Below are 14,668 nucleotides of genomic sequence, written 5' to 3'. Positions count from 1 at the left end.
CGATCCGGGTGCGAGAGGGGCCGGAGGCGGCGGCGCACACGCGCCCCGCCTCCGTCCGTGTGCCGGACGACCCCGTCCCCGGGCCCGAGGGTCTAGATCCCGTTGGACTCCCGCAGGTTGTCGAGCGTCGCGTTGGTGTCGGTCTTCAACCACTCCACGACATCGTCGACCTCGGGCATGCTCACGTCGTCGTAGGTCGAGCCGTAGGCGCTCCACCGCATCTCGTACGTCATCCAGCCGTCGCGCACGGCGAGGGTGGCCGACCGGCTGCCGCTGTTGTCGTCGCCGGACGTGGTGTCCTCGGTGACGAGATACGCCTCGTCGCCGAAGCCGTCGACCTTGTCCACCTCGTAGTCGTCGTACCGCTGGTCGTACTCGGACCACAGGGCGGTGAACTCGGGGCCGGGGTCCGTCTTCTTGTGGAGGTCCATCTGGACCGAGAAGTACGCGTCGGAGAGGGAGGAGGTCGAGGACTCCTTGAGGGAGATGCTGCAGTAGCCCTGGTCGAGGGCCTCGTGCTCCAGGGAGTTGTTCACCGGGGCGGTGTCCTCCTCCGGGTACTCGTTCTTGAACGACGAGTAGTCCACCGAGGGGCACAGATTGGACTTGGCCGTGTAGCCGCGCAGATCCGCCTCGCCGTCGTCCTTGCCCAGCAGCAGGACACCGCCGGCCCAGGCCGCGGAGGCCACCACCGCGCCCAGCAGCACCCACAGCACGGCGCGGCCCCCCGCACCGGTCGCGGGCGGGGCCCCGTACGGCGGGTACCCGCCCGGCGGAAAGCCGCCCGCCGGCTGACCGTACGCAGGCGCCTGGGCCGGGACCGGGGCGACCGCGGGGCCATAGCCGGCCGGTGGCGACTGCGGGTTGGGGTAGGGGTAGGCGGTCGGCGCCGGGGCCGGTATGCCCGCTGGCGCCGGTATGTCCGCCTGGGTCGGGGTGGGCGTCTGGGTCGGGGTGGGCGTCTGGGGCTGGGCCGGTGGCGGCCAGGCCGGGGACGCGGAGGGCTGGTCCTGCGGCTGTGGCGGTTGCGCCGGCGCACCCTCGGGGCGTTCGGTCATCGGGTTCTCCTCGGATGGTGGTGGACGGGGTGCGACGGCGGTGACGCAACCGCCTCGCGGGGCCGCCGGACGGAGCGGCCTGACGTGGTGTGCGAACGCGTAGAGGAGAAATACCCGCGGCCCGATCCCTTCCATGCGGCCCCAGGGGCCCCGGCCGAAGCGGTGGCCGGGGCGGCGGCCGTCCTGGGGCGGGTGTCGGTGCCCGGTGCTTTGATGGGAGTCATGACCAGCAGAGGTGTGGTAGTCGAGCGGCGGGTCGCCGCGTCTCAGGGACGGGTGTGGGAAGTCCTGACGGACCTCGGCGGCATGGACCGGATGCTGAGCGGTGTCACCAAGGTCGAGGTCCTCACGGAAGGGGGCTTCGGAGTGGGCACCCGGTGGCGGGAGACCCGTCGGATGTTCGGCAAGGACGCCACTGAGGAGATGTGGGTGACCGTCAGCGAACCCCCCGAGCGCTATGTGGTGGAGGCCGAGTCGCACGGCTCCCGCTATGTGTCCCAGTGGGTGCTGCGGGCCGACGGACCGGAGTCGACGACGATCCTGATGACGTTCTCGGCGGAGTCGACCGGTGCCGTCGCGGGAGTCCTCGCCCGGCTCATGGGGCCCATCGGCGCCCGTGCCGTACGCAAGGCCGTCGCGAAGGACCTCGACGACATCGCCGGCTGGGTGGAGGGCCGCAGGGGCTGAGCCGCCCCCGCGGCCACCGCGCCGGGGTGTGCGTCAGGAGTTCACGCCGAGGCCCGAGGTCACATAGGCGCACTCCGTGTAGATGTAGCCCGACTCCAGCTTGGCCGTGTCGGAGGCGGCGCTCGACGTGCTGCCGCCCTTCGGCTTGTGCAGGAAGTACGTGGTGCCGACCGGCAGACTGATCGTGCGCTGCGGGTAGTTGTCGTTGCCGTTGCACGGCTTGAAGCTCGGGTTCAGCGTGCTGCTCCAGTCGTAGCTGGTGCAGCTGCCACAGCCCTTCAGGGTGAAGGTGCCGGTCACCGGGCCGGTGTACATGACCTGGATCTCGTCGGGGCTGTCGTTCTTGACCGTGACGGAGATGCTGCCGCCGGAGCGGGTGGTGGGCAGCTTCTTGCCGGCCGCCGGAACCTCCTGCGCGATCTCGGCGGCGATCGCTATCTTCTTCGCGCGCGGGGCGTTCTTGTGCTTCTTGTTGGCGTCGACGAAGTCGTTCATCGAGGTCACCGCCTCGGCGAAGTCACCGTCGTTGTACTGGTCCACGCCGCAGGTGTAGACGCCCGCGGAGGCGGACTTCTCGGCCTTCCCCGCGTCGGCGGCGAGGGCGTCGGCCACCCCTGCCTTGTCCCCGGGCAGCGCCTTGACCTGGGAGCCGAGCGTCTCCAGCTGGTCCACGGCGGTGCACGGGTCGTCGCCGCCCACGGCCTTGACAGCCCTGTCGACGGCCGCCTTGACGTCGGGTTCGACCTTCGCCGCCTGGTCCGAGTCCGGGAACGTGGTGAGCAGATCGCTGAACTGGTCCTGCCAGCCGGCGGTGTTGCCCGCCAGGCTCTCGGAGGCGCACTCGTACAGCGAGGTGGCGAGCCGGTCGTCGGGCCAGCCGGCCAGCGAGCCGAGGTCCTGCTTGCCCACCGTCTGCGGGACCGTGCGCAGATATTCGAGGGGCGCGACCGCGTCGCAGTACTTCTGCTCCTCGAACGGGGCGCCGACCGTCGTGTAGAAGGTCTTGAGCCGGGCCGGGACCCGCTCGGCCGCCCGGGAGTCGGGGTGGTCGGTGCTGAGGTCGTCGTAGGCGGTCAGGGCCCTGCGGTACTCGGACTGGGTGGTGGAGAACGACTCGCCGGAGGCCTGCTTCACCAGGTCGTCGGCCTTGTCCAGCCGGTCCAGGAGCATCTCCTCGACGGCCTCCTTGCGCGCCGTCTCGTACAGCAGACCGCCCGCGACCGGTACGCCGAGGAGGAGGACGCCGAGCGCGATGGCGAGCGGGGACTTCGCGGGCCACGCCAGGCGGTGCCGCAGGCCCAGGAAGGCGCCGTGCGCGGCGGCGAGGAGGAGGAACAGGCCATAGACGGTGAGGGTGGCGCCGGAGACACCGTCGGGGTCGGCCGGCAGCACCGTGAAGAGGAGGAGGCCGGTGGCGGCCCAGCACAGCAGGGTGAGGAGCGGGCGGCGCATCAGGGCGTAGCCGAGGCCGAGACCGCTGAGGTTCAGCAGGCCCACCCCGAGCGCCCGCCAGCCGTCGGCGGGACCGGGCGGCGGGCCCGGCGGCATCGGAGGCACGACGTAGCTGTGGCTCCAGCCGTCCTGGTCTCTTATCCCGTACTGATCCCCGGACATCTCGGATCCCCCCGTCAACTCCACCCGCATGCTTACGAATTGTCAGTGTACGGCCGAAACTCGATGCCACGACAGGTGATTATCGGGCGCGGACGGAGATCGATTTCCTTTTGTGATCACCGCCCGAGAGATGGCGCGAAGGCATCGGTCGAGCCACCGTCGGACCGTGAAAGGTACACGGTCCATGGCTGGTTGACGCACGGGAGTCACCGTCCGGTTCGCTCGGCGAGCGGGGTTTTCCCCGCCGGTGGTCCGGGAGCCGGGGTGCGGCGGGCGGGGGACGCCTGGGCCAGGACGACGACCGCCACCGCACCCGCGCCGAGGACACCGGCCGCGAGCACGACCGACCAGGGGGCGGTCCCGTCGTACGGGGCGCGGCCGGCGTAGGCGGTCGCGGTGATCGCGCCGAAGGCGGCGGCGTAGCCGAGGGAGGCGAGCGCCAGCAACGCGCCCGCGCGACGGCGCGGGAGCCGGCCCGCGTCGGACAGGATCGCGAGCACGGCGAGGAACTGGATGCCGTGCAGTCCGGCGGCGTGGGCGAGTTTGGCGCTGCCCGCCGCTCCGAACAGCACCTCGTCCGGCACGCGTCCGGTGTCGTCGAAGGCGGCCTCCCCGATGGCGGCCATGTCCATGCCGATGTAGCCGGCCACCAGGACGGCCGCCAGACCGGCGAGCGTGGCGATCCGGGCGGCCGCGCTGCCGTCGAACCGGATCAGCGCGGCGACGAACAGCCAGACCAGGCCGAGGATCAGCGGCAGGATCAGGGTTCCGATCACGGACCAGATCGCGGAGTCGGTGTCGGTCGCCTGGTTGAAGTGGGAGGCGACGCCCCGCCAGCGCTGGGCGCTGATGAGTCCGACCTCGAAGAGGGAGACGGCGACGATCAGGCCCGCCGGGACCCGTACCCACCAGCGTGCGGGCATCTGCTTCACGATCCAGACCACGGACCACACCAGCAGCCCGAAAGACACTCCGAACGCCACCGGCTTGCGCCAGGACACCGGTCCCCACCAGGGCTCCTGGTCGATCACCGCGACCAGTGCGTGCACCGCACCGGAGACCACCAGCGCGGTCCCGCACCACCACAGCAGCCGCTGGAAGCGGCCCTTGGGACGTACGGCACGCCAGACGTCCGACACCAGCACGGCCCCGAAACCGAGCGCGCTCATCTCCTGCTTCCCCTCCCGCCGACTGGCTCGACCGTAGGGCGGCGGAGGAGGCCGGGCGTCCCCCTGCGGGGGTGCGGGAACGTACCCCTGTGGGGGTACGGGCGGACCGGTCGCGGTCGGGATACGGGCGGACCGGTCGCGGTCCGCGTCCGGGTGGTCAGCCGAAGCCGGGTGCCGGGCGGTCGTCCCGGCGCTCCATCAGCCCGGAGCGGTACGCCAGGACCACGGCCTGGGCCCGGTCGCGGGCGTCGATCTTGTGCAGGATGCGCTTGACGTGCGTCTTGGCGGTGGACTCGGCGATACCGAGCAGGCCGGCGAGCTCCGCGTTGGACAGCCCCTCGGCGATCAGCCGCAGCACCTGCGCCTCACGGGCGGTGAGCCCGCGCAGCCGGGCGCGGTCTGCGGCGTCCGGATCGGTGCGGCCCGTGCGGCCGTCGAGGACGAAGCGCTCGACGAGGGCGCGGGTGACCGAGGGGTCCAGCAGGGTGTCCCCGGCGGCCACCGTCCGTACCGCGTCGATGAGCCGCTCGGGGGCGGCGCGCTTGAGCAGGAAGCCACTGGCTCCGGCCCGCAACGCCCGCCATACGTAGGCGTCGTCGGGGAACGTCGTCAGGACGAGGACACGCGCGGCCAGGCCCGCCGCGACGATCCGGGCGGTGGCCTCGATGCCGTCGACGCCCGGCATCCGTACGTCCATCAGCACGACGTCCGGGGTCAGCGCGTGGCACAGTTCCACGGCCCGCACCCCGTCGGCGGCCTCCCCGACGACCACCAGGTCCGGGGCGGTGCCGAGCGTCACCGCGACGCCGGTGCGCAGCAGGGCGTCGTCGTCGGCGAGGAGCACACGGACGGACGGGGCGGCGGGGCCGCTGTTCAGGGCGGCGGGGCGCATGGCGGTCATGGCAGCGGCAGTTCGACCGTAAGGGCGAAGCCGGCGCCGTCGTCCGCCGGGCCGTGGGCGACCGTTCCGCCCAGCGCGGCGGCCCGTTCGCCGATGCCCCGCAGCCCGCGCCCCGGCCGGTACGCGGGGGGCGGACCCTCGCCGCCGTCCACGACCCGGACGAGCACGGCGTTGCCCCAGCGCTGTCTGCGGACCGTCACCTCGGCGGAGGGGGCGTGGCCGTGGCGCAGGGCGTTCGTCAGCGCCTCCTGGACGATCCGGTGGACGGAGAGCCGCAGCGCGTCCGGCAGGACGAGCGTCTCCGGCTCGATCCGCAGCCGTACGTCCATGCCGGCGTCCGCCATGGGACGCACCAGCCTGTCCAGGTCGCCGGGGTCCAGGTCGCCCGGGTCGGGGGCGGGGCCGTGCCCGGCCGTGCCCGAGGGGCCGGCCGTCACCGTGGGGGCACCGTCGTCGTCGGCGCGCAGAACGCCGAGGAGGCGGTCGAGTTCGCCGAGGGCGTCCCGGCCGGTGCGTTCGACGCTCATCAGCAGTGCGCGGGTACGGTCCGGGTCGGTGTCGAGCACCATGCGTCCGGCGCCTGCCTGGACCAGCATGGCGTTCACCGAGTGCCCGACGACATCGTGCAACTCACGGGCGATACGGACCCGTTCGGCGACGACCGTCTCGCGGCGCAGCAGCCGCCGCAGCTCCTCCGTCTCCCGGCGGTGACGGGCCGTGGCACACCCCGCCGACCAGACCAGGAGCCACACGAGGACGACCGCGACCTGAGTCACCCACGAGTCGTCCTTCGGCGCGAAGTGGGCGAGCACACCGAAGGGTACGAGGAGGGCGCCGAGCACGGCCCGGCGCGGACGCGCGTACAGGCCCAGCGAGTGGACACCGATCAGGTTCGCGACCGGCGTCAGCCCGCCGGGTCCGATCCAGAGCGCCTCGGCGACGAGCCCGGCCGTGCCCACCGCGTACCCGGCGAGGGGCGCGCTGCGCCGGACGGCCAGACCTCCGGCGATCACCGCGCCGAGGGCCGTCACCGCCATCGCGGAACCGGCGGGTTCCTCGCCCGGGCCCAGCCGTACGGCCACCATGGCCACCAGCAGTACGCCGGCCGCCGCCAGGTCGCCCGGCGGCGGCCACCCCAGCCGCCGGGCCCAGCCCTCCGCCATGCTCCGCCCGCCCGTCAGCCGACACAGGATCAATTCCCGCTCAAACTAACAAGCTCGGCGGAGCACGGGGAACGGCGGACGGCGGCCCGTGACCGACCGTGCCCGGTCAGTAGCCTCCGCGCCTGACCCGGCGGAGCAGCACGACACCGGCGAGCACGGCCACGCCGCCGATCATCGCCGGCCACATCTGCGAACCGGTCTCGGCGAGGCTGCCCGTCGCCGACTGCGACCCCTGCGAGCCGTTCTGCCCGGCGGGCGACGGGAAGTTGGCGGCGGGAGGCGTGGTCTGCGCCGGGGCGGCTGCCTCGTCGCCGCCGTCCCCGGCGTCGTCGGCGCCCTGGTCGCCGTTCTCGGCCCCGGCGGCGTTCCCGCGCTGGGTCGACTTTGCCGAGCCGAGAACCTGGGGCTGCTTGTCGCCGCCCTGGTCCGCCTGGTCGTCCCCGGCGCCAGGGGCCTGAGCGGTCTCGCTGGGCTCGGCGGCGCCGTCGTCGTCGTCCTGGTTCTGACCCTGGCCGTTGTCCTGGTCCTGGTCGTTGCCGGGCTGGTCCTGGTCCTGGCCCGGGTCCTGGTCCTGACCGTCGTCCTGGCCCTGGCCGTTGCCGGGCTGGTCCTGGCCCGGGTCCTGGTCGCCGCCCTGGCCGTTGTCGCCCTCCTGGCCGTTGTCGTCGCCCTGGTCGCCGCCGTTGTTCTGGTCGCCGCCATCGCCCTGGTCGCCGCCGATGTCGGCCGCGTCGCACTCACGGCCGTCGTTGATGCAGTCCACCATCGCCCGCATCAGGTCCTCGTCGAAGACGTTGATGAAGTCGCCGTGGTCGGTGACGGGCTTGTGGAGCTGCTCGGGGAAGGAGTCCACGGCGAACAGCGGCGTCGTCCGGCCGCCGTCCTGGAGGCTCGGGGCGTCGACGTCGTAGACGATGCGCTGCACCAGCTGCGGGATGGCCTTGAAACCGGCGGCGCAGCCGCCGTCCGCCGCGGCGAAGGCCACGTGGGTGCGGTGGTTGGCGCTGTCGATGTTGCGGCCGTCCCAGCAGCTCTGGAACTCGAAGGTGCGCACGACGTCGCTGCCGGCCGGGCAGAGCGGGTACTTGTCCTTCAGCTGCCGGTCCTCGAAACCGGTGCAGCTCCAGGACGCGTTGGCGTTGGCCGGGCCGTTGACGAAGGCCTTGGCGTCACCGGTGATGATGCGCAGCAGCCGCGGCATCTCCGTGACATCGCCGCGCGGGCTGCCCTCGAAGCTCATCGTGACGGCCTTGGGCGTCACGATCTCACCGGCGTTGCCCTCGATCCCGCCACCGGGAGAGTTGGCGTCCTGCTCGGCGGTGCCGTTCTGGAGGCGGATCACGGGCCAGAAGTACGAGGACCTGTCGCCCTGGTTCTCACAGCTGGTGTCGGCCGCGGCGAGGTCCTCGTCACTGGCGAACGCGCTGTTGCCCTGGTTGCCGACGTAGTCGTGGAAGTGGTGGGCGCCGTTGGAGACACCCGGGGCGACGATGACGTTGTCCGAGTTGAACAGCCCGTTGGCATTCACCCCGCAGGCTGTGGTGAAGGAGCCGGTGGAGCCGTTCTGCCGCCCGCCGCGGTCACGGGCGTTCGGCTGGACGGACTTGATGTCGGCGTAGTCCGCGGCCACGGGCCCGTTGCCGGCCTGACCGCCGTTGCCCGGCTGGCCCTGCTGGTCGCCCTGACCGCCCTGACCTCCTTGGCCGCCCTGGTCCTGGCCGTCGCCGTCGTTGTCCTGACCGCCACCGTTCTGGTCGCCGCCGTTCTGACCGTCACCGTTCTGGCCTTCCCCGCCCTGTCCGTCCCCGTCCCCGTTCTGGTTCTCGGCGGGGCGCAGTTCGCAGGCGGCGAGGGAGTCGAGGCCGTCGGGGCGGTCGCCGACACGGTCGATGGCGATCGCGATCCGCTCGATCGTCGCGGCCCGCTTCTCCTTCAGCGGGTTCATGATCGCGTTGTCGGCGAACCCGCCGTCCTGCTGCTGGGCCTGGGCGGAGTTCTGCAGCCGCTGGTAGGCCTCGGCTATCTGCTGGTCCAGGGCGGCGAGTTCCTTGTCGACCTCCGGCCGCGCCCCCTCGGGCACCTCCGTCAGTTCGGCCCCGACATCCGGGCAGTCGATCGTGCCGGCGGCCGAGGCGACCTGCTCGACGGTGTCGTCCGACGGCCCCTCCTCGGTGGCCGACGCATAGACGTTGACGGCCACGAGCCCGCCCCCGCCCAAGATCAGCGCGATCGCGGCAGAGGTCGCGCGCCGTGCTCCTGATGGGCGTCTGCGTCTGGTGGTGCGTCCCACGGACAGCTCCTACAACGTCTCGATCGGATCCGGGCAGGAAAAACCCCAGCCCAATACGGAGCCGGACCGCGATGTGTTCAACGGACTCGTGAATTCATGGGAATCTCATAGGAAGCGGCATGTCACAGGTGGTCACAGCGCTCCCGGAGTCCTCACCCGCCGTACGGCCGACGGCATCGGCCGTCACCGTGCGTGATCCCCTCTCGCCTCCGGGCGCGGGGCAGTGTAGACATGGGCACATGGTCCGTCTCCTGGGTCGATCTCGCTCTCAATCGACCCGCCGTCCCCAGAGCCGGCCTCCGCAGGGCCGGGACGCCAGCGCCCGGCGGGTGGCGCACGGATCCGACGGCGGCGCAACCCGGGACCCGGGGCACGGCTGGGGCCCGCTCGCGGGGCTGCGGTCGGCGCTGGGCGGACGCAGTGTCGCCGGGCAGGTCTTCCTGCTGCAGGTGGTGATCGTGCTGGTCCTGGTCGTGTCGGCCGTGGTGGCGCTGGTCCTGCAGGTACGGCACGACAGCACCAAGGAAGCGCACAACCGTTCGCTCGCCGTGGCGGAGACCTTCGCCAACGCGCCGGGCACCCGGGAGGCGCTGGAGTCCGAGGACCCGACGGCGATCCTCCAGCCGAGGGCCGAGGCCGCCCGGGTCCAGTCCAAGGTCGACTTCATCGTCGTGATGAACACCGACGGCATCCGCTACACCCATCCGAAGACCGACCGCATCGGCAAGCAGTTCGTCGGCACCATCGAACCCGCGCTGAAGGGCGAGTCCTTCACCGAGGACATCAACGGCACCCTCGGTCCGCTCGTCCAGGCCGTGGTGCCGGTCAAGGACCCCGACGGCAAGGTGGTGGGCCTGGTCTCGGCCGGGATCACCACCGAGAACGTGGGCGGCGTCGCGGAGCAGCAGCTGCCGCTGGTGCTGGCCGCCGCCGCGGCGGCGCTCATCCTCGCCACGGCGGGCACGGCGCTGGTCAGCAAGCGGCTGCTGCGCCAGACGCACGGCCTCGGCCCGTCCGAGATGACCCGCATGTACGAGCACCACGACGCGGTGCTGCACGCCGTACGGGAGGGCGTGATCATCGTCGGCGGTGGTGGCCGGCTGCTGCTCGCCAACGACGAGGCGCACCGGCTGCTCGACCTGCCCCCGGACGCCGAGGGACAGGACGTGCTCTCCCTGGGCCTCGAACCGCATGTGGCGGACCTGCTGGCCTCGGGGCGCGTCGCCAACGACGAGGTGCATCTCGTGGGCGACCGGCTGATCGCGGTCAACCAGCGCGCCACCGATCTGCAGGGCGAACCGTCCGGCAGCGTCGCCACGCTCCGCGACTCCACCGAGCTGCGCGCCCTGTCCGGTCGCGCGGAGGCCGCCCGTGAGCGGCTGCGGCTGCTGTACGACGCCGGGGTGGGCGTCGGCACCGGTCTGGACGTCACCCGTACCGCCGAGGAGCTGGCGGAGGTGGCCGTCCCCCGGTTCGCGGACTTCGTCACCGTGGACCTGGCCCCGGCCGCGCTGAGCGGGGACGAGCCCGAGACGGCCACGACCCTGCGGCGTACGGCGTTCTGCGGGATCCGCAAGGACTCTCCGCTGTACAAGGTGGGCGAACGGATCGACCTGGTTGCCTCCTCGCCGCAGGCCCGCAGCATCGACAGCCACAGCTCGACGCTGGTGGGCGACCTCAGCCGGGCCCCCGGCTGGCAGGCCCAGGACCTGGAGCGGTCCGCGCAGGTCGTGGAGTACGGCATCCACTCGCTGATCACCGTGCCGTTGCGGGTGGGCCAGCTGGTGATGGGGGTGGCCAACTTCTGGCGCTCGGAGAAGCCCGAGCCGTTCGACCAGGAGGAGCTGGCCCTCGCCGAGGAACTGGTGGCCCGCGCGGCGGTCTCCATCGACAACGCGCGCCGCTACACCCGCGAGCACACGATGGCCGAGACCCTGCAGCGCAGCCTGCTGCCGCGCAATCTGCCCGAGCAGAGCGCCCTGGACGTCGCCTACCGCTATCTGCCCGCGCAGGCCGGGGTGGGCGGGGACTGGTTCGACGTCCTGCCGCTGTCCGGGACCCGGGTCGCGGTCGTGGTCGGCGACGTCGTCGGGCACGGGCTGCACGCGGCGGCCACGATGGGCCGACTGCGCACGGCCGTCCACAACTTCACCGCGCTGGATCTGCCGCCGGACGAGATCCTCGGGCTGCTGGACGAGATGGTCAGCCGGATCGACCAGGACGAAGCCGTGCTCGACGGCACCGCGCCGATCACCGGGGCGACCTGTCTGTACGCCATCTACGACCCGGTCTCACGGCGCTGCACCGTCGCCCGCGCCGGCCATCCCCCGCTCGCGGTGGCCCGGCCCGACGGCACGGTCGACTTCCCCGACGTACCGGCCGGTCCGCCGCTGGGCCTGGGCGGACTGCCCTTCGAGACGGCGGAACTGGAACTCACCGAGGGCAGCCGTCTGGTGCTGTACACCGACGGGCTGGTCGAGCACCGGGAGCGGGACATCGACGCCGGTCTGGAACTGCTGCGGACCGCGCTGGCCGGGGCCGACCCCTCGCCGCAGGGCACCTGCGAGGCCGTGCTGGACGCGCTGCCGCCGAGCCGGGCGAGCGACGACATCGCGCTGATCGTGGCCCGCACGCGCGCGCTGGACGCGGGCCGCGTCGTCGAGTGGGACGTGCCCGGCGACCCGGCGGCGGTCCGCCGGGCGCGCGCCGAGGCCACCCGGCAGCTGACGGAATGGGGCCTGGAGGAGCTGGAGTTCACCACCGAACTGATCCTCAGCGAGCTGGTCACCAACGCCATCCGGTACGGCGGCGGGCCCATCCGGGTGCGCCTGATCCATGACCGGCAGCTGATCTGCGAGGTCACCGACAGCAGTCACACCTCGCCCCATCTGCGGTACGCCGCCACGACCGACGAGGGCGGCCGGGGCCTGTATCTGATCGCCCAGCTCACCCAGCGCTGGGGCACCCGCTACTCCCCCACAGGCAAGACCATCTGGACCGAACAGTCCCTGCCCTGAGGGCAGTTTGAGGAGAGACCTGCACATGCGTATCGGACTGCTCGGAACCGGACCGTGGGCCGAGATGGCCTACGCCCCCGCGCTGAGCGCGCACCAGGAGCTGGACTTCGCGGGGGTGTGGGGCAGGCGCCCGGAGGCGGCCGAGGCACTGGCCGCCCGGCACGGCGGGCTGCCCGTCTACAAGGACGTGGACGCCCTGTTCGCCGATGTGGACGCGGTCGCCGTGGCGCTGCCGCCGTCCGTGCAGGCACCGCTCGCGGCGCGGGCCGCGCGGGCGGGCTGCCATCTGCTGCTGGACAAACCGCTGTCGACGGACGTGGAGGAGGGCCGGGCCGTCGTCAAGGCGGTCGAGGAGGCCCAAGTCGCCTCCGTCGTGTTCTTCACCGCCCGGTTCCAGACCGCGATCGACGCGTGGATCACCGAACAGGCCTCCCACGACGGCTGGTTCACCGGTCGTGCGGAGTGGTTCGGGTCGCTGTTCGACGACGAGAGCGACAGCCCCTTCGCGGACTCGCCGTGGCGGCGGGAGAAGGGCGGCCTGTGGGACGTGGGCCCGCACGCCCTGTCCGTGCTGCTGCCGATCCTCGGGGACGTGGAGAAGGTGGCCGCCGCCGTGCGCGGGCCGGGGGACACGGTCCATCTGGTCCTGCTGCACACCGGCGGGGCGTCCAGCACGCTCACCCTCAGCCTGACCGCCCCGCCCGCGGCGTCCGGCACCACGGTGGAGCTGCGCGGCCGGGCCGGGACGACCGTACTGCCCACGACCGACGAAGGTGCCGTACCGGCTCTCGTACGGGCGGGGGACGCGCTGTTGGCGGCGGCCCGTACCGGGCGTGCGCATCCGTGCGACGCCGCGTTCGCGCTCAGGGTGACGGAGCTACTGGTCGACGCGGAGGGGAAGTTGACGGGCTGACCTGGGCGACTCCCGGGGCGGGGCCGGGGGTTGCCCCGGGCCCGCGTCCCGTTCGCGTCCCGTTCGCGTTCGGGTTTGCGTTCGTCCGATATCGGACATCGTCCGGTGGCGGGCTCGCCTTCGCCTCGCGCGTCCCGGTGAGGAGGTGCCCGTGAGCGCAGCGGACGGGAGCGCCGCCGAGCCCCTGCGGCGCAGGGTGGCGGCCCAGAAGAAGGATCAGGACGCCCGGACGGTCATGCGGCTGCGCCTGGGGGTCGGCGTCATCGGCGTCGGGCTGCCCCTGGCGCTGCCGGCCGGCAACTGGATCGCGGCGCGGATCGCCGGGCGGACCGGGGAGGACGCCTGGCCCGGTTCGATGAGCGGCTCGTACTACACGAGCACCCGGGACATCTTCGTCGGCGCGCTGTGCGCCCTCGGGATCTTCCTGATCGTCTACCGCTTCAACAGGTTCAACGACGTCCTCGGCACGATCGCCGGAGCCTGCGCGCTCGGCGTCGCCCTCTTCCCCACCGCGCCGGGGGCCGGGGGCGACGCGGGCCAGCAGACCGTCTCCGTGTTCCACCAGGTGTTCGCCGTCGCCCTGTTGACGGCGATGGCGGCCTTCTGCCTCTTCATGTACGGCGCGCCCGGCATCAAGGACCGGCCGTACGCGCGCCGTCCCTATCTCGTCGCCGGTGTGCTGATCCTCGTCTTCATGGCGCTGGCCGCCGCGGCGGCGGCCACGAAGGTGGGCGACGACTGGCTGATCACGCCCCTGTACCTGTGCGAATGGCTGTCCGTGTGGTCGTTCGGCTTCGCCTGGACGGGCGCGGCCCTGTCCCTGGCCGCGGACATCGGCCGGCTGTCCCGGACCCGGGCGGTCGTCGATGCCGTGGCCGGGTGGCTGCGCGCCCTCGGCGGTCCGCCGGGCCGGGGGAAGCCGCGCTCGCCCGAAGCGGTGTGACCGGACTCGGACCGTGACTCGGACCGAGGCTCGGTCCCGGCGCTCAGGCTCAGGCTCGGACGCCGGTCAGGAAGCGGTCGAGGGTGGCGGTCAGCTCCGCCGGCTTCTCCACGGGGAGTTCATGACCGGCGTCCAGGATGCGGACCTCGGCGTCCTGGCAGGCCTTGGCCATGCGGAGCATCTGGGAGACGGGCAGCTGGATGTCGTGGTAGCCGTGCACGAGGAGGGTGGGGGTGCTGATCTCGCCGAGGCGGTCGAGGACGTCGAAGGCGCGCATGGCCCCGTACAGGGTCATCACGACCTCGCGCGGGGTGGCGGCCGAGGCGCGGATGTACTCCCGGATCTCCTCGCGGGGGTAGCCGGGGGCGAAGGCCCGCTGGATGTTGGCGGCGACGAACAGCTTGAACGGGACACGGGTGGAGGCCGCCATCAGCAGGCCGCGGCCCCGGCTGTAGGTCATACGGCCGATGGAGTTGACGAGCACCAGGCGCTCCACCCGCTCGGGGTGGGCGAGGGTGATGGTCTGGGAGATCATGCCGCCCATGGAGTGGCCGACGAGGACGAACCGCTCGACCTCCAGATGGTCGAGGAGGGCGAGCACGTCCCGCGCCAGTTCCCCGATCGTGCGCACCCCGGCCCCGCGGCTCTCGCCGTGCCCGCGCAGATCGAGCCGGATCACGCGCCGCTTCGCCGAGAAGTGCGCGAGCTGGTGGTCCCAGCGGTGCCGGTTCGCGGTCCAGCCGTGGATGAACACCAGGGGCACGCCGTCGCCGTCGCAGGGGCCCTCGTCGTCGTACGTCAGCGCGGCGCCGTCGACTTCGAGCTGCGGCATGGGGGCCTCCTGCGGTGCGGTCCGGTCCGGTCCGGTCCGGATCCATCCGGTTACTGACCGGTACGGTAACGGGTCGTCCGG

General features: G+C 72.5%; 11 protein-coding genes. 4 read left to right on the top strand and 7 right to left on the bottom strand.

What is annotated here, in order from left to right; translation table 11 throughout:
- Positions 1-92: 92 nt before the first annotated feature.
- Positions 93-1,058, bottom strand: a complete 966-nt coding sequence (locus J8M51_RS29800) for a hypothetical protein (RefSeq protein ID WP_267299586.1) — start codon at positions 1,056-1,058, stop codon at positions 93-95.
- A gap of 222 nt (positions 1,059-1,280) precedes the next feature.
- On the opposite strand from J8M51_RS29800, the gene J8M51_RS29795 reads away from it, so the two are divergent.
- The gene (locus J8M51_RS29795; protein ID WP_086761512.1) at positions 1,281-1,745 is read left to right on the top strand and encodes an SRPBCC family protein; all 465 of its coding nucleotides are present in this window, start codon (positions 1,281-1,283) and stop codon (positions 1,743-1,745) included.
- A gap of 33 nt (positions 1,746-1,778) precedes the next feature.
- On the opposite strand, the gene J8M51_RS29790 is transcribed toward J8M51_RS29795, so the two are convergent.
- The 5 genes from J8M51_RS29790 to J8M51_RS29770 all read right to left on the bottom strand — a co-directional run bounded on the left by J8M51_RS29790 (position 1,779) and on the right by J8M51_RS29770 (position 8,792).
- The gene (locus J8M51_RS29790; protein ID WP_179203390.1) at positions 1,779-3,359 is read right to left on the bottom strand and encodes a hypothetical protein; all 1,581 of its coding nucleotides are present in this window, start codon (positions 3,357-3,359) and stop codon (positions 1,779-1,781) included.
- A gap of 206 nt (positions 3,360-3,565) precedes the next feature.
- Positions 3,566-4,528, bottom strand: coding sequence for a hypothetical protein (locus J8M51_RS29785; RefSeq protein WP_256966084.1), 963 nt, complete (start codon positions 4,526-4,528; stop codon positions 3,566-3,568).
- Positions 4,529-4,685: 157 nt separating this feature from the next.
- Complete coding sequence (locus J8M51_RS29780) at positions 4,686-5,429, bottom strand: response regulator (protein ID WP_256966082.1); 744 nt, start codon at positions 5,427-5,429, stop codon at positions 4,686-4,688.
- The gene (locus J8M51_RS29775) at positions 5,426-6,592 is read right to left on the bottom strand and encodes a sensor histidine kinase (protein WP_267299585.1); all 1,167 of its coding nucleotides are present in this window, start codon (positions 6,590-6,592) and stop codon (positions 5,426-5,428) included. Before J8M51_RS29775 ends, J8M51_RS29780 begins: the two co-directional genes overlap by 4 nt.
- 106 nt (positions 6,593-6,698) lie before the next feature.
- Positions 6,699-8,792, bottom strand: coding sequence for a DUF1996 domain-containing protein (locus J8M51_RS29770; protein WP_086759602.1), 2,094 nt, complete (start codon positions 8,790-8,792; stop codon positions 6,699-6,701).
- 329 nt (positions 8,793-9,121) lie between these two features.
- Between J8M51_RS29770 and J8M51_RS29765 the strand changes: the two genes are divergently transcribed.
- From J8M51_RS29765 to J8M51_RS29755, 3 genes are all read left to right on the top strand, one after another.
- On the top strand, positions 9,122-11,899 hold the full coding sequence (locus tag J8M51_RS29765; RefSeq protein ID WP_256965665.1) for a SpoIIE family protein phosphatase/ATP-binding protein: 2,778 nt from the start codon (positions 9,122-9,124) through the stop codon (positions 11,897-11,899).
- A 25-nt stretch (positions 11,900-11,924) separates the two neighbouring features.
- Positions 11,925-12,812 (top strand): Gfo/Idh/MocA family protein, encoded by an 888-nt coding sequence (locus J8M51_RS29760; protein ID WP_086759600.1) that lies wholly within the window; start codon positions 11,925-11,927, stop codon positions 12,810-12,812.
- 151 nt (positions 12,813-12,963) lie between these two features.
- Positions 12,964-13,755 (top strand): hypothetical protein, encoded by a 792-nt coding sequence (locus J8M51_RS29755; protein WP_086759598.1) that lies wholly within the window; start codon positions 12,964-12,966, stop codon positions 13,753-13,755.
- 49 nt (positions 13,756-13,804) lie between these two features.
- Here J8M51_RS29755 and J8M51_RS29750 read toward each other — a convergent pair whose 3' ends face one another.
- Complete coding sequence (locus J8M51_RS29750; RefSeq protein WP_086759596.1) at positions 13,805-14,587, bottom strand: alpha/beta fold hydrolase; 783 nt, start codon at positions 14,585-14,587, stop codon at positions 13,805-13,807.
- Positions 14,588-14,668 lie beyond the last annotated feature (81 nt).

Origin of the sequence: Streptomyces griseiscabiei, from assembly GCF_020010925.1 — a bacterium.
Taxonomy (GTDB): domain Bacteria; phylum Actinomycetota; class Actinomycetes; order Streptomycetales; family Streptomycetaceae; genus Streptomyces; species Streptomyces griseiscabiei.
This window is presented reverse-complemented; position numbering and strand designations above follow the sequence as displayed.

Bases quoted from the DNA above. Each gene is read 5' to 3' on its own strand.
- J8M51_RS29785 (WP_256966084.1), bottom strand. From the start codon at position 4,528: ATGAGCGCGCTCGGTTTCGGGGCCGTGCTGGTGTCGGACGTCTGGCGT.
- J8M51_RS29750 (WP_086759596.1), bottom strand. From the start codon at position 14,587: ATGCCGCAGCTCGAAGTCGACGGCGCCGCGCTGACGTACGACGACGAG.
- J8M51_RS29790 (WP_179203390.1), bottom strand. From the start codon at position 3,359: ATGTCCGGGGATCAGTACGGGATAAGAGACCAGGACGGCTGGAGCCAC.
- J8M51_RS29800 (WP_267299586.1), bottom strand. From the start codon at position 1,058: ATGACCGAACGCCCCGAGGGTGCGCCGGCGCAACCGCCACAGCCGCAG.
- J8M51_RS29760 (WP_086759600.1), top strand. From the start codon at position 11,925: ATGCGTATCGGACTGCTCGGAACCGGACCGTGGGCCGAGATGGCCTAC.
- J8M51_RS29780 (WP_256966082.1), bottom strand. From the start codon at position 5,429: ATGACCGCCATGCGCCCCGCCGCCCTGAACAGCGGCCCCGCCGCCCCG.
- J8M51_RS29795 (WP_086761512.1), top strand. From the start codon at position 1,281: ATGACCAGCAGAGGTGTGGTAGTCGAGCGGCGGGTCGCCGCGTCTCAG.
- J8M51_RS29775 (WP_267299585.1), bottom strand. From the start codon at position 6,592: ATGGCGGAGGGCTGGGCCCGGCGGCTGGGGTGGCCGCCGCCGGGCGAC.
- J8M51_RS29765 (WP_256965665.1), top strand. From the start codon at position 9,122: ATGGTCCGTCTCCTGGGTCGATCTCGCTCTCAATCGACCCGCCGTCCC.